Origin of the sequence: Robertmurraya korlensis (genome assembly GCF_023715225.1) — a bacterium.
Taxonomy (GTDB): domain Bacteria; phylum Bacillota; class Bacilli; order Bacillales; family Cytobacillaceae; genus Robertmurraya_A.
In genome coordinates, this window is sequence record NZ_JAMBNS010000001.1 from 465,227 (window position 1) to 483,655 (window position 18,429).

At 36.7% G+C, this 18,429-nt stretch carries 22 protein-coding genes, 1 tRNA gene and 1 riboswitch; of the genes, 17 read left to right on the forward strand and 6 right to left on the reverse strand.

All coding sequences use genetic code 11. The features are described from left to right. Window positions 1-123: 123 nt before the first annotated feature. The 5 genes from M3175_RS02525 (at window position 124) to M3175_RS02545 (ending at window position 5,966) form a co-directional block, all read left to right on the forward strand. Entirely contained in the window at window positions 124-324 is a 201-nt protein-coding gene (locus M3175_RS02525; protein ID WP_251514296.1) for a YqgQ family protein, read from the forward strand. An 11-nt stretch (window positions 325-335) separates the two neighbouring features. Then, a complete protein-coding gene (locus M3175_RS02530) occupies window positions 336-1,313 on the forward strand; it encodes an ROK family glucokinase (protein WP_251514298.1) in 978 nt (325 codons plus the stop codon). 249 nt (window positions 1,314-1,562) lie between these two features. Next, window positions 1,563-3,443, forward strand: a complete 1,881-nt coding sequence (locus M3175_RS02535) for an LTA synthase family protein (RefSeq protein WP_251514300.1) — start codon at window positions 1,563-1,565, stop codon at window positions 3,441-3,443. A gap of 116 nt (window positions 3,444-3,559) precedes the next feature. Further along, window positions 3,560-4,747 carry a M14 family metallopeptidase gene (locus tag M3175_RS02540; protein ID WP_251514302.1) on the forward strand — a complete coding sequence of 396 codons (1,188 nt, stop codon included), beginning with the start codon at window positions 3,560-3,562 and terminating at the stop codon, window positions 4,745-4,747. Window positions 4,748-4,820: 73 nt separating this feature from the next. Next, on the forward strand, window positions 4,821-5,966 hold the full coding sequence (locus tag M3175_RS02545) for a YqgU-like beta propeller domain-containing protein (protein ID WP_251514304.1): 1,146 nt from the start codon (window positions 4,821-4,823) through the stop codon (window positions 5,964-5,966). Window positions 5,967-6,021: 55 nt separating this feature from the next. On the opposite strand, the gene M3175_RS02550 is transcribed toward M3175_RS02545, so the two are convergent. After that, the gene (locus M3175_RS02550) at window positions 6,022-6,195 is read right to left on the reverse strand and encodes a DUF2759 domain-containing protein (protein ID WP_251514305.1); all 174 of its coding nucleotides are present in this window, start codon (window positions 6,193-6,195) and stop codon (window positions 6,022-6,024) included. 237 nt (window positions 6,196-6,432) lie between these two features. On the opposite strand from M3175_RS02550, the gene M3175_RS02555 reads away from it, so the two are divergent. Together M3175_RS02555 and M3175_RS02560 are read left to right on the forward strand one after the other, a co-directional pair. Beyond that, window positions 6,433-7,065, forward strand: a complete 633-nt coding sequence (locus M3175_RS02555) for an MBL fold metallo-hydrolase (RefSeq protein WP_251514307.1) — start codon at window positions 6,433-6,435, stop codon at window positions 7,063-7,065. A 137-nt stretch (window positions 7,066-7,202) separates the two neighbouring features. Further along, the gene (locus M3175_RS02560) at window positions 7,203-8,279 is read left to right on the forward strand and encodes a class I SAM-dependent methyltransferase (RefSeq protein ID WP_251514309.1); all 1,077 of its coding nucleotides are present in this window, start codon (window positions 7,203-7,205) and stop codon (window positions 8,277-8,279) included. Between the two features lie 59 nt (window positions 8,280-8,338). On the opposite strand, the gene M3175_RS02565 is transcribed toward M3175_RS02560, so the two are convergent. Together M3175_RS02565 and M3175_RS02570 are read right to left on the reverse strand one after the other, a co-directional pair. After that, the gene (locus tag M3175_RS02565) at window positions 8,339-8,584 is read right to left on the reverse strand and encodes a DUF2626 domain-containing protein (RefSeq protein WP_066049620.1); all 246 of its coding nucleotides are present in this window, start codon (window positions 8,582-8,584) and stop codon (window positions 8,339-8,341) included. A gap of 86 nt (window positions 8,585-8,670) precedes the next feature. Continuing rightward, a complete protein-coding gene (locus M3175_RS02570; RefSeq protein WP_251515256.1) occupies window positions 8,671-9,369 on the reverse strand; it encodes a helix-turn-helix transcriptional regulator in 699 nt (232 codons plus the stop codon). 201 nt (window positions 9,370-9,570) lie between these two features. Here M3175_RS02570 and mgsR point away from each other — a divergent pair, with 201 nt between their 5' ends. After that, window positions 9,571-9,948 (forward strand): transcriptional regulator MgsR, encoded by a 378-nt coding sequence (mgsR, locus tag M3175_RS02575; protein WP_251514310.1) that lies wholly within the window; start codon window positions 9,571-9,573, stop codon window positions 9,946-9,948. 42 nt (window positions 9,949-9,990) lie between these two features. On the opposite strand, the gene M3175_RS02580 is transcribed toward mgsR, so the two are convergent. Further along, window positions 9,991-10,062, reverse strand: a tRNA-Gln gene (locus M3175_RS02580). A gap of 147 nt (window positions 10,063-10,209) precedes the next feature. Here M3175_RS02580 and comGA point away from each other — a divergent pair. From comGA to M3175_RS02615, 8 genes are all read left to right on the forward strand, one after another. Continuing rightward, a complete protein-coding gene (gene comGA / locus M3175_RS02585) occupies window positions 10,210-11,280 on the forward strand; it encodes a competence type IV pilus ATPase ComGA (protein ID WP_251515259.1) in 1,071 nt (356 codons plus the stop codon). Beyond that, a complete protein-coding gene (comGB, locus tag M3175_RS02590) occupies window positions 11,267-12,298 on the forward strand; it encodes a competence type IV pilus assembly protein ComGB (RefSeq protein ID WP_251514312.1) in 1,032 nt (343 codons plus the stop codon). Before comGA ends, comGB begins: the two co-directional genes overlap by 14 nt. A gap of 19 nt (window positions 12,299-12,317) precedes the next feature. Further along, window positions 12,318-12,638, forward strand: coding sequence for a competence type IV pilus major pilin ComGC (gene comGC, locus M3175_RS02595; protein ID WP_251514314.1), 321 nt, complete (start codon window positions 12,318-12,320; stop codon window positions 12,636-12,638). After that, window positions 12,631-13,065: a competence type IV pilus minor pilin ComGD gene (comGD, locus tag M3175_RS02600; RefSeq protein WP_251514315.1), complete on the forward strand. Its 435-nt coding sequence runs from the start codon at window positions 12,631-12,633 to the stop codon at window positions 13,063-13,065. Before comGC ends, comGD begins: the two co-directional genes overlap by 8 nt. Further along, window positions 13,049-13,369 carry a competence type IV pilus minor pilin ComGE gene (comGE, locus tag M3175_RS25110; protein WP_371321645.1) on the forward strand — a complete coding sequence of 107 codons (321 nt, stop codon included), beginning with the start codon at window positions 13,049-13,051 and terminating at the stop codon, window positions 13,367-13,369. The genes comGD and comGE overlap by 17 nt, the downstream gene beginning before the upstream one ends. Continuing rightward, window positions 13,356-13,796: a competence type IV pilus minor pilin ComGF gene (gene comGF, locus M3175_RS02605; RefSeq protein WP_251514317.1), complete on the forward strand. Its 441-nt coding sequence runs from the start codon at window positions 13,356-13,358 to the stop codon at window positions 13,794-13,796. The genes comGE and comGF overlap by 14 nt, the downstream gene beginning before the upstream one ends. After that, window positions 13,793-14,164, forward strand: a complete 372-nt coding sequence (locus M3175_RS02610) for a hypothetical protein (RefSeq protein ID WP_251514319.1) — start codon at window positions 13,793-13,795, stop codon at window positions 14,162-14,164. Before comGF ends, M3175_RS02610 begins: the two co-directional genes overlap by 4 nt. Window positions 14,165-14,235: 71 nt before the next feature. Beyond that, entirely contained in the window at window positions 14,236-14,442 is a 207-nt protein-coding gene (locus tag M3175_RS02615) for a YqzE family protein (protein ID WP_251514320.1), read from the forward strand. 10 nt (window positions 14,443-14,452) lie between these two features. Here the strand turns inward: M3175_RS02615 and M3175_RS02620 are convergent, their stop codons facing one another. Continuing rightward, window positions 14,453-15,247 carry a YqhG family protein gene (locus M3175_RS02620; protein ID WP_251514322.1) on the reverse strand — a complete coding sequence of 265 codons (795 nt, stop codon included), beginning with the start codon at window positions 15,245-15,247 and terminating at the stop codon, window positions 14,453-14,455. Next, window positions 15,225-16,913: a DEAD/DEAH box helicase gene (locus tag M3175_RS02625; RefSeq protein WP_251514324.1), complete on the reverse strand. Its 1,689-nt coding sequence runs from the start codon at window positions 16,911-16,913 to the stop codon at window positions 15,225-15,227. Before M3175_RS02625 ends, M3175_RS02620 begins: the two co-directional genes overlap by 23 nt. A gap of 167 nt (window positions 16,914-17,080) precedes the next feature. Beyond that, window positions 17,081-17,172: riboswitch (glycine riboswitch) on the forward strand. A gap of 139 nt (window positions 17,173-17,311) precedes the next feature. Between M3175_RS02625 and gcvT the strand changes: the two genes are divergently transcribed. After that, complete coding sequence (gene gcvT, locus M3175_RS02630) at window positions 17,312-18,424, forward strand: glycine cleavage system aminomethyltransferase GcvT (protein WP_285852107.1); 1,113 nt, start codon at window positions 17,312-17,314, stop codon at window positions 18,422-18,424. Window positions 18,425-18,429: the final 5 nt, after the last annotated feature.

Genomic DNA, 18,429 nt, shown 5'->3' on the forward strand with positions numbered 1-18,429 from the left:
CACATGTCTTTCTTTTAGAAAGGCATATTTTTTTTGCAGTATTGAGTATAGCGCGGTTTTCGATTATACTTTTTATGAAAGCGTTTGTATAAGCTTTCACAATTTAGTGCTTGAGGTAAATACATGAAGAATACATATGATATTCAACAATTTTTAAAGAAGTTTGGAACCATTATTTACGTGGGTGATCGCCTTGCTGATTTAGAATTGATGGAGGAAGAACTGAAAGAATTGCATCAATCACAGTTGATTGAAGAGCAAGACTTTCAAACGGCATTGTTTATTGTCCGTCATGAAATTCAACAATTAAAAAACAAAGAATAGTAGGTGTTAATATGACAGATAAGTGGTTGGTTGGGGTAGATTTAGGGGGAACAACAACAAAGCTTGCTTTTATTAATCAATACGGTGAAATCTTAAAGAAATGGGAAATTCCAACAGATAATAGCAATAAGGGGAAAAATATTACGATAAATATAGCTAAATCAATTGATCAGGCACTTGAAGAATTAGATCAACCTAAAAGTAAGCTATTAGGGATTGGAATGGGTGCACCTGGTCCAGTGGATTATGCTACAGGCATTATCTACAACGTTGTAAATTTAGGTTGGGATGATAACTATCCTTTAAAGGATTTATTAGAAGTAGAAACCTCTTTACCTGCTATCATTGACAATGATGCTAACTGTGCGGCTCTTGGTGAAATGTGGAAGGGTGCTGGAAATGGTGGGAAGGATATCGTTGCTGTCACATTAGGAACAGGCGTTGGAGGCGGTGTGATCGCTAACGGGCATATAGTTCAAGGTGTAAGTGGGGCAGCTGGTGAAATTGGTCATATTACATCCATCCCTGTTGGTGGGGCACCTTGTAACTGTGGAAAAACAGGCTGCTTGGAAACCATCGCTTCAGCAACAGGTATCGTTCGTATTGGAAAAGAAAAGCTTCAGGCGGTACAGGATTCAAGTGGAGAACTCGCATCTATTTATCGTGAAGAGGGTACCATTACAGCCAAAAATATATTCGATAGTGCGAGAAATGGGGATGTTCTTGCAAAAGAAGTAATTGAAGAAGTAAGTTTCCATCTTGGATTAGCATTAGCAAATATTGCAAACACACTTAACCCTGAGAAAATTGTTCTTGGTGGTGGAGTTTCAAAAGCGGGAGATATCTTACTAGACAGCGTTTGTCAAAACTTTGAGAAATACGCCTTCTCAAGAGTTAAGGAATCAACAAAAATCGCTGTTGCGACACTCGGAAATGACGCAGGTGTGATTGGAGCAGCTTGGTTAATAAGGGATTATGTAAGTAAGTAATAAGGACGAACCTCTACATCTAAAGTGGAGGTTCTTTTTTATTTTTAAAAAAATAGGACAAAGTTGAAACTATTTTAGGTTTCAAACGTCTATTATTAGGGTAATATGGAGGTCAGTAATTTAACATTCTATAAAATAATTATAATGATGAGTTTGATTTTTTGTTAAAAAAGTATTAAGATTATTTTTGGTTAACTATAATTCTACCAAAATATACCATTGACCAAAGAAACAGGAGGTACCATCTGCATGAACAAGTTGAACTGGTCAAAATTCCCTTTAATTGCAATTGCAATTGTATTGCTCTGGATAAAAACGTATATCGTTTATAAAACTAGCTTTGATATTAAAATTGAAAACTGGAGACAAGAGTTTATTTTATTTATAAATCCACTAAGTTTCCTAATGCTGATCATTGGTATTGGCTTATTTTTAAAGGGAAAAGGCCAAAGCCGATTCATTATTACGACAAGTTTTCTTATGTCAGCCGTTTTGTTTGGAAATGTTGTTTTTTATCGTTTCTTTAATGATTTCTTAACGATACCGGTTTTGTTTCAAACAAGTAATATGGCGGACTTAGGAAGTAGTGTGAATGAACTATTAGAATGGAAGGATCTTTTATATTTCACTGATTTCTTTCTAATTGTTGCATTTGTCTTACGCAGACCAAACTTAAACGAACAGAAAAATCGAAATAAAGTAGTGATAAGCGCGTATTATTTACTTACGGCTGCTATTGCATTTTTTAATTTAGGCATGGCAGAAGCAGAAAGACCACAGCTCCTTACCCGAACATTTGATAGGGAAATGCTTGTCAAAAACATTGGAACATACAATTACCATATTTACGATGCGTTCTTACAGTCCAAATCATCCGCTCAAAGGGCATTGGCAGACGGCAGTGAATTGGTGGATATTGAAAACTATGTTCGAGCAAATTACAAGCGTCCTAGTGATGATATGTTTGGAATTGCAAAAGGAAAAAATGTGATTTTAATTTCAATGGAGTCAACCCAAAGCTTTGTTATTAATCAGGAAGTAAATGGCCAAGAAATTACTCCTTTCCTAAATCAATTTATTAAGGAAAGTTATTATTTTGATAACTTCTATCACCAAACCGCACAAGGCAAAACGTCAGATTCTGAGTTTATCGTTGAAAATTCGCTATATGGATTAAGCCGCGGGGCAGTATTTTTTACTCATTCAGAAAATGAGTATCGAGCAACACCAGAAATTCTAAATGAAAATGGATATTACACCGCTTCACTTCATGCCAATAACAAGAGCTTCTGGAATCGTGATTTAATGTATGATTCATTAGGCTATACAAGATTCTATGCCTTGGGTGATTATGACGTAGATGAGACAAATTCGATTGGTTGGGGACTTAAAGATATTCCTTTCTTCGAACAATCAGTTGATCATTTACTAGATATGCCAAAACCGTTTTACTCGAAATTTATTACTCTAACGAATCACTTCCCATTTGAACTTGGAGAAGAAGATTTGTATATTCAACCTTATGATTCTACAAATAAAACCGTAAATAATTATTTTCCTACGGTCCGATACCAAGATGAAGCATTAAAACTCTTTATTGAGGATTTAAAGGAAACTGGATTGTACGAGGACTCCATTATTATCCTTTATGGTGATCATTACGGTATATCGGAAAATCATAATAAGACAATGGGTGAGTTTTTAGGAAAAGAAATTACACCTTTAGAGAGTACACAGCTTCAAAGAGTACCATTAATCATTCATATTCCAGGGCAAGAAGGAAAGGTTATTCACAATGTTTCAGGTCAGGTTGATTTAAAGCCTACCATTCTTCACTTACTTGGAATTGATACAAAGCAAAATATTGATTTTGGTTCCGATCTGTTTTCTGAAGACTATACAGAGTTTACCGTGCTTCGTGATGGAAGCTTTATCACGAAGGAATATGTATACACGAAAGGCACATGTTATAACAAATCAACAGGGGAAGCAATTGATTCTGTTGAAGCATGTGAGCCATACATGGAAAAAGCGAAAAATGAGCTTGAGTACTCTGATAAAATTGTTTACGGAGATTTGCTTCGATTTTACGAAAAATCTGGGAAAATCAAAAAAGAGACGAATGAGTGATCAAATAAAGGCCTACTTTTTGTAGGCTCTTTTTTATCGCTCAGATTTGTCTCTTCTTTCTAGGAATTTTTTTTCATCTTCATCATATGAATCGATAAAGGAAGGAGATGATGGCCTTGAAAGTTAAGGTTCGGACCGGAGACTCATTGGACTATTATAGTCAACTATTTATGTTGCCAATTCATTTGTTGTTAGACGCTAACAAACGGACAAATGATACGATCCTTGAAAAAGGGCAAACGATACAGATTCCAGGATTTGAGCTAGAAACTCGTTATATCGGCCAGAATGAAGCTTTCTGGAAATTAGCTCTTCACTATAACCTTTCCATTGATGCTTTATTGTTAGTCAATCAGAAGCGCAATCCAAACAGCTTGGAGCAAGGTGAAACGATTAATATTCCAAAGCGAATAATTAAACCGATCATACATGGACAGACCTTTTATGATTCAGCTCAGCTTAATACAGATATTAAAAAGCTTGTTGAAGTGTATCCTTTTGTCTCAACAAGTACCATTGGTCAAAGTGTGCGTGGAAATCCGATTCATGAGCTGCGGTTCGGCAAGGGAGATTTAAAAATACACTATAATGCTTCTTTCCATGCAAACGAATGGATTACTACACCGATTCTCCTCCAGTTAGTGAATACCTTTCTGTTAGCATTAACCAATCATAGACCAATCAGAGGAATAGATATTCAGGCACTTTATAACCGTGTGGATGTTTCTATCGTACCCATGGTGAATCCAGATGGTGTGGATCTAGTTTTACATGGTCCGTTAGAAAATGAATGGGATAGTTTAAAGTCATTTAACGGTGGCAGTAGTGATTTTGTAGGTTGGAAAGCAAATATTCGCGGAGTTGATCTAAATAATCAATATCCTGCTAAATGGGAAATTGAAAAAGAGAGGAAAATACCAAAGGCACCGTCGGCAAGAGATTTCCCTGGTAATGAACCTTTAACAGAACCTGAGGCAATTGCAATGGCTCAACTAGCTAAAGAGAGAAATTTTCATCGGCTTTTGGCCTTTCACACACAGGGAGAAGAGTTTTATTGGGGTTATGAAGGGTTGGAACCTTCGGAGGCATCTTCACTTGCAAACGAGTTTGAACGTGTCAGTGGATACCGTTCAGTACAGTATATTGACAGCCATGCAGGCTACAAGGATTGGTTTATACAAGAGTTCAAACAGGCTGGCTTTACGTTTGAACTTGGGAAAGGAATCAATCCACTCCCATTATCACAGTATAGAAAGATATACCATGAGATGCTAGGGATATTTTTAGCTGCTATGTATGTTTAGGAAGGATTTTACTTGTTCACCGCAATAGAGAAAGGTAAAATAAATTTAATTGTTTTTAAGGAGGAAAAGAATAGTGTTTTCAATAAAAATTAAACAGGCACTTTATCTTATTCTTTTCCTTCTATTTGTTGTTCTATTATTTGGGTGTAGTAAGGAAAATGTACCAAATAACTTACCTCAATCATTACATAATAATGAGTTAAAAAAGAAGGAAATACCTCTTTCCTTTATTGGTGGCGAGGTCATGCTACCCATTAAAGAAATCAAGGGAAGTTTTTCTTCGGCTAGTGGCTGGTTAGACAATCAAACCATACTATATGTAACCGATACTAGTGAGGGCTCCGCCTTGTATTCTTATGACATAGTGGTAGGTCAGTCCACACTGTTGTATTCGAGCGTCTATTCTATTGTTTCGGTAACTGTTAGTCCTTCTAGAAACAGTATACTTATTCATTCATCACCTAATTCAAGTACGGGATTGGTGACGATTATTTCATCTACTGGAAAAATCATTCTGTCGTCAGAGATACCTTCGAATGAATTGGCGATTGAGTGGAATGAGTATAATGAAAATCTTTTGCTAATAACGAGCTTTACTGAAGATTGGCAGTATCACACATATACATTAGATATAAGTAATAATACACTTGCTCAAATAACCATCCCACAACCATTTGCATATTGGAGTAATGTAAATGAACTTCTATATCTCGATTGGCGTACGGATAGTCCATCGCTTTCTGCGCCGTTAAAAAAATATAATATTAATAGTAAAGTAAGTAAGGATGTCTTGAAGGATGTCTATCAGGTAGATGTTTTTCCGAAACATACACTTAGCATAACGATTGACTCCAATGAGGAATCATCTGTGGGAAACTACACATTTTATGACCAAGACTTTCAAGTTAAGTCACAGTTGTTGTTGCCACAGCTGTCGAACTTTTCAGGATGGTCCGTTCCTTTTTATGATTATAACCAGGATTCTCACGCATTCTATATATTTAAACCAGAATATAGTTCGGAGATTGACACATACGAAGGGACGTTCGACCTTATCAAGTTTTCAGTCGAGTCTAATGAGGAGCAAGTTGTTATCGAAGACTTAGGAAATCAGCCTATCAGCTGCTCTCCTAACGGATCATTATGTTTGTACGGGTATAATCTGGAGAACGTCCTCCTCCTTAGTGAGAAAAAGGAAATAGGGTTGATAGAAAAATAAAAAAGGACTGCGAAAATTTCTTTTCACAGTCCTTTTTTAGTACATCGCTATTGTATTAATGCGTTGCTGGATATCCATGGTGAATTACAGTCATAACTGTAAAGAAACCGAAAATAGCTAAAGTTCCTACAGCAAAAAATAGTCCTAGGAAATTTTTGTTTTTTAGTGAACTAAATGCTCCGTATGCTGCTAGCAATGTAACTAAAGCAAATATAATGACCAATCCCACTTTGACAGCCCCCTTTATCAAATGGTAAAGACAAATGCCTTTTATCATTTCGTGCATATTCAGTATTCTATGTAACGTAAGTGTTTACATTCGTATTTTATTGTATCGGTTTTTATGCCATTTGTCGAGGTCTAAAAATGACACTTTCTTGACGTCAATTCTGTAGAGCAATATTTCTCCTTTCCATAAAACTAGTGTAAAATATTCTTAAGATTAAATGATATGGAGGAAAATCTTATGAAATGGGAACAGGTTCCCCTCGGTCCGTTACAAACCAATAGCTATATTGTAACCGAAGGAAATCATTGCCTTGTTATTGACCCCGGTGATGAAGGGAAAAAACTGATTCAATTGCTAGAAAAGAGAAAAGTGGTACCACAAGCAATCCTGTTGACACACGCTCATTTTGACCATATTGGAGCAGTAGACATCATTAGAGACCACTATCGTGTACCCGTATACATACATAAGAAAGAAGAAAACTGGTTAGGAGATCCTTCTTTAAACGGTTCTAAATTCTTTATGATGCCAGTCTCTACATCAGTAAAGCCAGCAAACAGTTTCTTTGAAAAGGAAGAAACCTTAACGATTGGAGACTTTACTTTTTCCGTATTTGAGACGCCTGGACACTCTCCGGGTAGTGTGTCGTTTTACTTTGAGGAAGCAGAAATTGTTATTTCAGGAGATGCGTTGTTTCATCAGAGCATCGGGAGAACAGACCTTCCTGGGGGAAATCATGATCAGCTTCTTAAGAGTATTCATAGTAAATTATTAGTACTTCCCGAGCAAACGTTAGTATTGCCTGGACATGGATTCACAACTACTATTGGTGACGAGATGGATTCCAATCCGTTTTTAAATGGTTTTTAACAAATGAAAAGACCCTTCTCATGTGAGTAGGGTCTTTTATAGGGATACTACCATACCTTCTTTGGGAGGGATGGTTAATTACTAATACGATATTACAAAATAAATACTGTGTCAATAGAGGATAGTGGGGATATCTAGTGAAGGAAAAAATAATTGAAATGATCACTTCATCCAAACATCAGCAAATCTCTTATGCTGAATATATGTCAGCAGCCTTATATGATAGGGAAAGTGGCTATTATATGAAAGCTGGGGAGAAGGTTGGTCGTCAAGGAGATTTTATTACAACAAGTAACATCGGAAATATTTATGGACAGTTAATTGCAAGGTGGTATTTTAAGCAAGTATCTGCGGGGGTTATCCCTGCTTATGTTTGTGAAATCGGAGCTGGATCAGGAAGATTTGCAAAAGCATTTCTGGAAGAATGGAGCATATTAACTACAGAACCTATTACGTATTTCGTATTAGAGGCCAGTCCTTTTCATCAGGAACTTATACAAAAAGGGATAAATGATGGGAAAATAAAAATAATTGATACGTTGAGTAAGCTTAAAGGCTTTCGTGGAATGATTTTTTCAAATGAGTTATATGATGCTCTCCCGGTACATGTTATCGAGGAGAGAAAGGGGATCCTTCATGAAGTGATGATTACGTTAGAGAACGAGGACTTAAAGGAGTTATTAGTACCGCTTGTAAACACTAATGTTCAATCTTATGTGGCAGAATATATGCGAAACTTGAGAGAACACGAGCGAGCGGAAGTACCTGTAGCAATGGTTGAATTCATTAAAGAGCTATCTAATATAATTGACTCAGGAATCTTACTAACTGTTGATTACGGTTATACTGACTCAGAATGGGAAGAACCAGGTCGCTCACAAGGTAGCTTAAGGGGATATTCGAAACACACAATGAAAACAAACCTGCTTTCACATCCAGGGGAAATCGATATTACCTCACATGTACAGTGGGATCCTTTCATTCTGATTGGGAAAAAGTATGGACTAAACTTAGAACGATTTATGAGGCAGGATGAATTCTTCTTACAAATTGGTATTTTGGATTTATTGAAAGACCATTATGATCCTAATCCTTTTTCGGAACAAAGTAAACGAAACCGAGCGATTCGGAGTTTAATCACACCGGGTGGAATGAGTAGCCATTTTCAAGTAGTTGTTCAATCGAAAAATGTTTCAAAGGAATTCTCTATATAATAAAAAGCGATGGAACAATTCCATCGCTTTTTCCCCTTTTTCATGGGGCTTCGTTCCTATTAATGCCCGCCAGCACCTGGTGTCATCATAAATGTTGTCCAGTATGTAAAGCCAACGAAGAACACTGTTAAATAGGCACCGAAAATATAAATATACATACGTTCAGAAAGCTTTAGGTAGCTTAACAGAATGAAAAACCCCGTTTGACCAAAGAATAGCAATGATGTTTGTGGCATATGCCCTAGGTAGAACATAACGGCAAAAATACCTGTCCAAAACCCCATTACTCTAAACATACGATCCATATGATCCCTCCTTTTCACCCTACAAGTCCCTTACCTTACAATATTATAATGTAAACGCTATGAAAAAGTAAACAGGAGTTTGCTTTTTAATTGGTGATTAATGCTTGATATGCACAAGCATCGCAGCCATTGATTAGGTTTTGCTTCTCTATAAGTTCAACTTCATTAAAAAGTGACTCAAACATCCCTTTTAAAAATTCGTGATGTGTTTCACAAACAGCATCTGGATGTTCAGTCGCAATTTCTTTAAATGGACAGTTGAAAATTTGGAAGTATATACGAGACTGATCTTCACTCACTTCGAATTCTGGATAAAAGCCAGCCATTGTTGCAGCATTTTTCAACGTGTTTAACTTTTGTTCAAATGTTGGGAATTCTCCATTATGAGATCTGGCCATTTCTTGTTCAATCATTTCCTTACCAAATCTTTTCCCGGTCATTCGTAATACTTTATGGCCTTCTTCTCCAAGAGAGAGCATGGATTCCATGGTAATTTTAGCTAACAATTGATAGTCACGGAACGGAAAATTTAACTGAATGACGTCATCGGACAATCGGTATAACCTACTTGGTCTACCACCTTTGCCTGTTTTCTTTGTTTCCGAGATCAGCATATTCACATCTTCTAGCTTAGAAAGATGTAATCTTGCTACGTTCGGATGAATATTAAAATTGTCTGCAATTTCTTGAACGGTAACTTCCTGATGTCTTTTTGTAATGTACTGATAAATGTAATAACGAGTTGGGTCCGATAATACATTTGTTATTTTCAATGTTTGTTCCATCTTAGCCACACCTCTCGGATCTCCTTAAATTTATTCCATTATAATACAGGCGACCGTAGTAAAAACTGTATTCACTATAAGTTTATAAAATGTTCACAACTTGTTGGCGAAATATTGAACAATTAACTATACAAAGGTTATACAAAAGGTTAAAATATATTTAACAAATTAATGAAAACAACTTAAAAGGCGGGGAAAAGGATGAATGATTTGATATTTTTCACTTATCCAAGTTGTACATCTTGTCGTAAAACGAAAAAGTGGCTAACGGCCAATGCAGTTGCATATGAGGAGAGGCATTTATTTAAGGAGACACCGACAAGTGAGGAGCTGAAAGAAATACTTTCTCTTACCACTGAGGGATTGGACGAATTGCTTGCCACAAGAAGTCGAATATTTAAAAGTCTTAATCAAGATGTGAGTGATCTTACTCTTTCACAGGCAATCAATATGCTCGTTGAAGAACCTAGATTGCTAAAACGACCTATTGTTACTGATGGCAAAAAGTTAATAGTCGGTTACAACCCCGACGCATTAAAGAGCATCGCGAACAAAAAAATGATTAAAAAAAGTAGCTAGACAAATAAAAACAGGAAGACCACAGTCTTCCTGTTTTTATTACTGGGCTAGCTGGATTCGAACCAACGCATGACGGAGTCAAAGTCCGTTGCCTTACCGCTTGGCTATAGCCCATCTTTGTAATGTTTAAATGATGAAACTACCGTGTTTGTAGTAATTATTATGGTTGCTTTGTTGAAAATTATACACACTTTTTCTCCCATCATTTACTATTGAAGTGGTATGATAGGATTATCCAAATGAAAAGGTGGTGTCTTATTGGTGACTTCGATTGAAGAATTAGCCGATCGAATGTTGAAGGATGCTGTTACAAAGCAAGCAACCGATATCCACATTATCCCCCGAAAGCATGATACTCTTGTTCAATTCAGAGTGGCACATCGTCTCGTCACTCGCTATTCGTTTCCTATCGAAGAATGCGAAAGGTTAATCTCCCATTTTAAATTTAGTGCATCCATGGATATTGGGGAAAAAAGACGTCCCCAAAACGGGTCCTATTCGATAGTGGTCGATCATCAGCAAATTGGTTTGCGCCTCTCCACGCTTCCTGGCAACAAAAAAGAAAGTTTAGTCATACGACTGCTCCCTGAGCACCAATCAATTCCTTCCTACCAAGTTTCCTTATTCCCTTATATGACAAATAAGCTTCTAGCCTTACTTAAACATGCCCATGGATTAATTATCTTGACTGGTCCAACCGGAAGTGGGAAAACCACAACCCTATACACTTTGCTCGAAAAGAGCACGAATTTATTTGACCGAAATGTGATAGCTTTAGAAGACCCAATTGAAAAGGAAAGTGACGCAGTTTTACAGGTTCAAGTGAATGAAAAAGCTGGAATATCATATTCGACTGGATTAAAGGCCATCCTTCGTCATGATCCAGATATTATTATGGTAGGGGAAATTCGTGACAGTGAGACAGCCAAAACGGCTGTGAGAGCAGCGTTGACAGGCCATTTGGTGTTATCAACCATGCATACTCGAGATGCAAAGGGGGCCATTTATCGACTCCTTGAGTTTGGAGTAGATTGGATTGAAATTGAACAAACTCTTGTTGCTGTAACAGCTCAAAGATTAGTAGAACTTAGTTGTACACTCTGTACAACTGAATGTACAAATGCTTGTTTTGTTTGTAATCGTTCAAAGAAAGCATGTGTTTTTGAGATATTAGCTGGTCAACCTTTACATCATGTTATTAATGAAGCAAGAGGAGAGAAAAGAGCGTATGACTATACGACCCTAAGAAAGATCATATCAAAGGGGATCGCACTGGGGTTTATTAAAGAAACAGAATATGATCGATGGGTGTTAGACAATGAAATCAAATAAGTGGTTAGTAACGGAACAATCTAACTTGCTAAAGCATGTGGGAGAATTACTGGATAGGGGGTACTCTCTTGCCGAAGCAATGGAATCCACTTCCTTGCAGATGGCAGAAGGGAAGAAAATCCAGCTTAATAACAGCATCAAATTACTAAAAGAGGGCTTCGCTTTTTCGTTAGTGATTCAAAAATTAGGATTTCACCAAACCTTAGTTAGCTATGTGTATTTTGCAGAGCAACATGGTGGCCAAGCACACGCATATATAGAAGCAAGTAAATATATGTTGAAGCAGCAAAAAGATAAGAAAGAACTAATTAAAGTATTAACTTATCCTCTAATTCTTGTTTTCACCACTATACTCCTTTTTGTATTTGTTGATCAATTTCTTTTACCAAAGTTTGTTTCTCTCTTTCAATCCATGGACTTGCCTTCAAACCTCTTCACAAGGGTTATTCTCCTTATTGGTTCTACCATCCCCTACGTTAGCACTCTCTTAGTCATAACTCTACTTCTATTTGCTAGTTACTTTCTTTTTGTGTTCAAAAACTATTCCGCTATAAGACAAAAGAAGATTTTAGTATCCATTCCGTGGTGTGGTTCGTTTTTTCAATTATTAATCACTCACTATTTTTCTGTGCAAATGAGTTATTTGTTAGGAGGGGGACTTTCGATTTATGAGGCGGTTACTCTCTTCGAAGGAAATAAGGAAAATAAGTTTGATCAAGAACTAGGAGCTTATTTAAGGAAACATCTATTAAAAGGGACTAGTCTTGAAGAAATCATTAAAAAGCAGAGACTATTTGAATGTGATTTATCAATGGTCATCCAGCACGGGCAAAAAAATGGTCGGCTTGATCAAGAACTTTATTTCTTTAGCGGCCATTGTATAAATAGATTCCAAGAAAAAGTGAATGATATTATGAAATTTATTCAACCGACTGTTTTTCTACTTGTAGGATTATTGGTTATTTCAATGTATTTATCCATCCTATTGCCAATGTTTCATTTAATGGATGGTATATAAATATTAAGGAGAGAAAAAAATGAAAAAATTCATCCAAAATGAAAAGGCTTTTACACTAATTGAAATGATGATTGTTTTGCTTGTGATTTCAGTATTATTAATCATTGCAGTACCAAATATCAGCAAGCATAACAGCAATATTAAGGAAAAAGGATGTGAAGCTTTTATAAAAATGGTAGAAGCACAGGTTCAGTCCTTTGAAATGGAAAAAAATCGTATGCCAACTGGTTTGGCAGAATTGCAAACAGAAGGATATTTAAAAGAAAACCAATCATCCTGTCCCAATGGAGATGTCGTGACGATCTCATCTTCAGGAACTGTCACTGCTAATAATGAATAACAATAATGGGTTTACATTAATAGAATCTATTTTTGTGTTAAGTATGTTTGTTTTAATTGTCTCTATTTCTTTTCTTTTTGTTCGTCCTCAAATGTTTTTCCTCGATAAACAGCTCTTTTTTTCTCAATTCAAGGATGACCTTTATTATATGCAACAATATGCTATCACAAATCATACAGTTGTTTCTGTAAATATCCTCCCGCTATCTCATCGATATTACGCAAAGGATCAGAATGGAAATTATATTGTCGATCGAATCTACTCAAACAAGGTGAATATTAGAGAGGGTTCACAAAAATTGTATTTTCGATATAACACCTCTGGAAATATAAATACCTTTGGTACATTGTATATCGATATACAAAAAGAACGTTATAAATTTACGTTTAACATAGGGAAAGGGAGATTTTATGTTATTCAAAACTAACGGCTTTTTCCTTGTAGAACTTTTGCTATCTCTGTCAGTTTGGTTGGTACTTACTTTATTTTTACTTCCCATGTTTATTCAGGTGAGCAAGCAGTCGCTTAATACCCAATATAGTCGTGAGGCATCAAAGATCTTATATGACTCCTTGCAGGAAGTAATGTTTACCGGAAGTATCAAAGACCAATTAACAATACAAAGAAAAGGGAAGTCATATACAGTGACAAAGGAAGTGACTAAAAATGAGGTGTGTGTAAGTTATGATAATTCCTTCAAAAAGGAAGTTCTTATATGTGACAATTTTTAATCATCAGGGCTTTACTATGGTAGAGATGTTGGTCTCTTTCTCGATTTATTGTATGCTTGCTTCTTTTTTACCCTATATTTTTTCTATTATTTTAAACATGACCCATGTTGCGAACCGCACACAACAATTAGAATTCGAGATCTTTATTAGTCAATTAAATACTGAGCTTCAAGGTTGTGATTATGTTGAGGTGAAAAACGGGAAGCTATATATGCAGAGTGTTGGGGATTTAGTCACCTATGAGAAATATGGGCCATATATCCGTCGATTGGTACAATTTCAAGGTCATGAAATCGTTTTGCAAAATATTAGTAGTGTTGAGTTCAAACAAAATCAACATAGTATATCAATTTATGTTATTGGTAACAATCATGTTATTTATGAGGACCAGCTGTTTCCTTTTCTTCAGGTGGTGGAAGGTCCATGAATGAAAAGGGGTTTATGTATCCTGTTAGTTTATGTATTTTTCTACTAGTCTCTCTTTTTCTAACGATTGAGTTTAATCAATACGTATCCGAAAAAGGGATCGTAGCATCAGTCAATCAACAAGAAAGACGACAGTATTTATTCTTGCTCACATCAAAGAAGATTTCTGAGGAAATGGCTGGAGGGTTGATTCCTGGAGATGGAATGGCAACCTACTCTGACACCAAAGTGACGTACACAGTGAAACAGATTTCTACCCAATATGTAGAAGTTACTTATATTATGATTCAAGGTACACTTTCTGTTAAAGCGATAGCGCAGTATGAGGTAGGAAGCGGAAAATTAATAAGATGGTTGTTGCCAGTGTAGCTTATCTCCCTATGGGTTTAGTTAACTAGTATTTGGTCATACTGTTAATGACAATAAGGGAGGCAAGTAACATGAGCGCCATTAATGATTATGTGAAATACATTACACAAACGGTCGTGAAATATATTGATCAACCGAAGGAAGAAAGAAAAAAGCTTAGGAAGGAGAAGAAAGAAACGAGAGAAGCATTTGCTTACCGTTGGTTTGGTATTCTTCCATATGTCATTATGATGAGCAAAGGAAAGAGAGAGAAATCACTTAAAGGGAATGACAAATGAGTCGTTCCCTTTAAATTGCATTTTCAGATAAGTAAAAAATACCACCGTTTATAATCGAAATTTGGACTTTTGGTTCGTATTGCTCCTTTAAGGCTCGTTTTTCATTTTCATAGCTTTCCCCTTTTTCTTCCACATCTTCATAAAAATGCTCCAGCAACCTCAAGTCTTTTGACCAGCGTTCTCTAGCCTCATTTGCCCATGTATGATCTTCTTCAAGAACGTTTGAACGAATCATATTCTGAATTCGTGTTACTCCACTATTCGGCATAATAAGTGGTGATAAGGTAAAGGAGTAATCAGGTATTTTGCGAGCTAATTGTAATTTTATCAGCTCCTCGTGGAAGTTCTCGATTATTTGTCCATTAATTAATTGTAGACCTATTGACCGAAAGACGTCTCTTTTGCGGTCACATTGATAAGAGATTTTTACATTCATACCTAACCAAGGACGCAAGGGTACTTGTTGACCCATGGAAGCTTGGTGATCTTCATAAAGTCGAATATATCCAGCAAGGTTTTTAGATGAGTTGAATATTTGATGAAGTCTTGGTGAACCGAAGTGTATAACCTCGCCTTTAATATCGTCAGGTGTCTTTTTTGGATCCGAAATAAGCGTAAGTTTCATAGGGTTTGGGACTCCACCTGTTTTTTCTAAGTAATGCCAATAAAACGGGCGATTCATTAATTCCTTATCAAGTTCAATCGTTAATTGAACAGTTAAATAAGAACCGGTATTCTCGAGTATGTCACATTGGTTAGCAGTAAAGTACTTGACCAAAAAATTATGAATTTCCTGTTGCTGCATGATAATCACCTTCCCTTACTTCTTCAGCAAATTGAATCATGGAAGCTAGGTTGTCCATTTTTATTCGCATTTCCCCTTCTGAGGTAGAGTTTCCAAATATATCTGAAAGATGATCCTCAAAGCTACCAAACTCTAAACGAGTAAGAATATCATCAAGATCCCCAATAACTTTTTCAAATAAATTAATTTTTTCATGTAATAGCTTAAGCACATGTTCTTCAACTGTCCCTTTAGTTGCGAAGTTATAAATCATCACGTCTTTTTCTTGTCCTAGGCGATGAATTCTCCCGATACGTTGCTCAAGTCTCATAGGATTCCAAGGTAAATCAAAATTGATGATATGATTACAGAATTGAAGATTGATTCCTTCTCCTCCTGCTTCGGTTGCAATAAGAACCTGTACATTATTTTCAAAAAGCTGTCTCATCCAATCCTTTTTACCTCTTTTAAATCCTCCGCGGAAGGGAACGGAGCTGATTCCATTTTGCTTTAAAAACCATTGTAGATAAAGTTGAGTGGCACGATATTCCGTAAAGATTATGACTTTATCATTTACTTTTTGAATCAGTTCAAGAGCTTTGACGGCCTTGGAATTCGTATGAACGGCGTTTACCTTCTCGATTAAATATGTGATTTGATCTTGGTATTCCTTTGATGGGTTTTCTTTCTTTTCAAGCATATTTTTTAATGTGAAAAAGACAGCTTCTCTGCTACTGCATGCTTCTCTTTGCAAAGTCATAACTGAAAAAGCAGATGTGGTTGTCCAATCTCCCTCTGACCGTAGTTCAGTAACAGAATCATATAAGTCCTGCTCTTCCTTAGTAAGCTCAATAGGAATGGTTTCAACTTGTCTCTTCGTCCATTCAATACCTGTGTCTGCTCGACGATTTCGGATCATGACTTTATTCACAAGCTCTTTTAAATGTTCATTATCGTTAATATCTCGAGAATCCTTCTTATATTTTTCATTAAACACCGATTCATTTCCTAAATGGCCTGGTTTTAAGAGAGAGACAAGGTTGAAAATCTCGCCAATTCGATTTTGAATCGGGGTTGCTGTGAGAAGTAAGCAGAATTTTTTCTTTAAGCTTTGTACAAATTCATAGTTTTTTGTTTTATTGTTTTTTAATTTATGCGCTTCATCAATAATAATAAGATCATAATCTTGAGAGAGAATGATTTCTCTATGAGGAGCCCGTTTTGCTGTATCAATAGAAGATACAACCACATCACACTGTTCCCACACATAGCTTTTACGTTGTGAAACTGCCGGAATATAAAACTTGCTTGTTAACTCATATGACCATTGGGTAACGAGGGAGGCGGGAACCAGGATGAGGACTTTTTTTACAAGACCTCTGATCATGTATTCCTTTAAAATAAGTCCTGCTTCAATCGTTTTCCCAAGACCTACTTCATCAGCCAGGATTGCTTTTCCGTTCATGTTTTCAACTACTTGCTTGGCGACTTCTAACTGATGGGGAAGCGGTGTTAATTGAGGGAGATGTTTGGGAGCTTGTAATCCCTCAAAGTTATCAATAACTGTATGTTTCTCTACCTCTACCGCTAGCTTATATAATTCAAAGTTCCCCCAAGGACCATCATTTGAAATTTTCTCTACCAGCCCTTCCTGCCAAGTGGAATCAAACTCAATCTCTACCGTCATAAAAACAACTCCCTTTTTGATCGATAAATATATTGCCCTATGGGTTTCGAAATGGTAGGATGATAATATCTTAAAAGTTTTGAAATTTGTCACATTATAGTTTATTTTGACGAATACTCTATAAGTACAGTTTAGTATTATCCAAATTGGGAATTTTTATAATGCGAATGAGAACAAGGGGAGAGACTACTTCAAAGTAGCGCCGAAGGAGCAAACAAAAATTTGTGAATCTCTCAGGCAAAAGAACTCTTGTTTGACGCAGCTCTGGAGAGCGCTTCATTCATTTGAAGCCACCAAAGGGGACAGCCAAACGGTAAACTTTCAGGTGCCAGGACAGAGACCTTTCTTAAGTAAAGAGGGGGGTCTCTGTCCTTTTTTTATGATTTTATAAGGGGGAAATGAAAGTGTCGCAACTAAAAAGAACACCGCTTTTTGACGTGTATCAACAGTATGGTGGGAAAACCATTGACTTTGGAGGATGGGAACTGCCAGTTCAATTTTCAAGCATTAAGGAAGAACATGAAGCTGTAAGAACAAAGGCAGGATTGTTCGACGTTTCTCATATGGGAGAAGTTGAAGTGAAAGGGACCGACAGTTTGGCCTTCCTTCAAAAAATGATGACCAATGATGTATCAAAGCTGCAAATTGGTGGTGCACAATATACGGCAATGTGCTACGAAAATGGTGGTACGGTCGATGATCTTCTAATCTATAAACTGAATGACGACCATTATTTGCTTGTTGTAAATGCTTCAAATATTGAAAAGGACTTTACATGGCTAAACGATCATGTGGAGGGAGATGTAAGGCTGCTGAACCTTTCCGAACACATGGGCCAGTTAGCTCTTCAAGGGCCGCTCGCCGAACAGGTTCTTCAGAAGCTAGTTGAAACCGTTGACCTTTCGACAATTGGATATTTTAAATTTCAAGAGAATGTTTCCATCGGAGGAAAACAGGTACTTGTTTCTAGAACTGGGTACACCGGAGAAGATGGCTTTGAGGTGTACTGTAATAGTGAGGATGCGACTGAGCTATGGGGAAAAATACTCGAGGCAGGTAAAGAAGAGGGCGTTCTTCCTTGTGGCTTAGGCGCTCGTGATACCCTGCGCTTCGAGGCTAATTTAGCTCTTTATGGCCAAGAACTTTCTTCCTCGATTTCTCCGCTAGAAGCTGGTATTGGTTTCGCTGTGAAAGTAAATAAGGAAGAAGATTTTATTGGGAAGCAAGCGTTAAAGCAGCAAAAGGAAGCTGGAGTTCCTCGGAAATTAGTAGGAATTGAAATGATTGACCGAGGCATCCCAAGACATGGATATCCGGTGTATGTGGGTGAACAACTAGTAGGAGAAGTAACAACTGGAACACAATCACCAACATTGAAAAGAAACATTGGCTTAGCATTAGTGGATTCAGCAGTCATATCTAGTGAGTCGGAGCTAACCATTGAGATTCGTGGGAAACGCTTGAAGGTGAAAGTGGTACCAACACCATTTTATAAAAGGGAAAAGAAATAAGGGAG

Bases quoted from the DNA above. Each gene is read 5' to 3' on its own strand.
- comGE (WP_371321645.1), top strand. From the start codon at position 13,049: ATGTTATTCAAAACTAACGGCTTTTTCCTTGTAGAACTTTTGCTATCT.
- M3175_RS02530 (WP_251514298.1), top strand. From the start codon at position 336: ATGACAGATAAGTGGTTGGTTGGGGTAGATTTAGGGGGAACAACAACA.
- comGC (WP_251514314.1), top strand. From the start codon at position 12,318: ATGAAAAAATTCATCCAAAATGAAAAGGCTTTTACACTAATTGAAATG.
- M3175_RS02615 (WP_251514320.1), top strand. From the start codon at position 14,236: ATGAGCGCCATTAATGATTATGTGAAATACATTACACAAACGGTCGTG.
- M3175_RS02565 (WP_066049620.1), bottom strand. From the start codon at position 8,584: ATGGATCGTATGTTTAGAGTAATGGGGTTTTGGACAGGTATTTTTGCC.
- M3175_RS02535 (WP_251514300.1), top strand. From the start codon at position 1,563: ATGAACAAGTTGAACTGGTCAAAATTCCCTTTAATTGCAATTGCAATT.
- mgsR (WP_251514310.1), top strand. From the start codon at position 9,571: ATGAATGATTTGATATTTTTCACTTATCCAAGTTGTACATCTTGTCGT.
- comGD (WP_251514315.1), top strand. From the start codon at position 12,631: ATGAATAACAATAATGGGTTTACATTAATAGAATCTATTTTTGTGTTA.
- comGB (WP_251514312.1), top strand. From the start codon at position 11,267: ATGAAATCAAATAAGTGGTTAGTAACGGAACAATCTAACTTGCTAAAG.
- gcvT (WP_285852107.1), top strand. From the start codon at position 17,312: ATGAAAGTGTCGCAACTAAAAAGAACACCGCTTTTTGACGTGTATCAA.
- M3175_RS02610 (WP_251514319.1), top strand. From the start codon at position 13,793: ATGAATGAAAAGGGGTTTATGTATCCTGTTAGTTTATGTATTTTTCTA.
- M3175_RS02570 (WP_251515256.1), bottom strand. From the start codon at position 9,369: ATGGAACAAACATTGAAAATAACAAATGTATTATCGGACCCAACTCGT.
- M3175_RS02625 (WP_251514324.1), bottom strand. From the start codon at position 16,913: ATGACGGTAGAGATTGAGTTTGATTCCACTTGGCAGGAAGGGCTGGTA.
- M3175_RS02620 (WP_251514322.1), bottom strand. From the start codon at position 15,247: ATGCAGCAACAGGAAATTCATAATTTTTTGGTCAAGTACTTTACTGCT.
- M3175_RS02555 (WP_251514307.1), top strand. From the start codon at position 6,433: ATGAAATGGGAACAGGTTCCCCTCGGTCCGTTACAAACCAATAGCTAT.
- M3175_RS02525 (WP_251514296.1), top strand. From the start codon at position 124: ATGAAGAATACATATGATATTCAACAATTTTTAAAGAAGTTTGGAACC.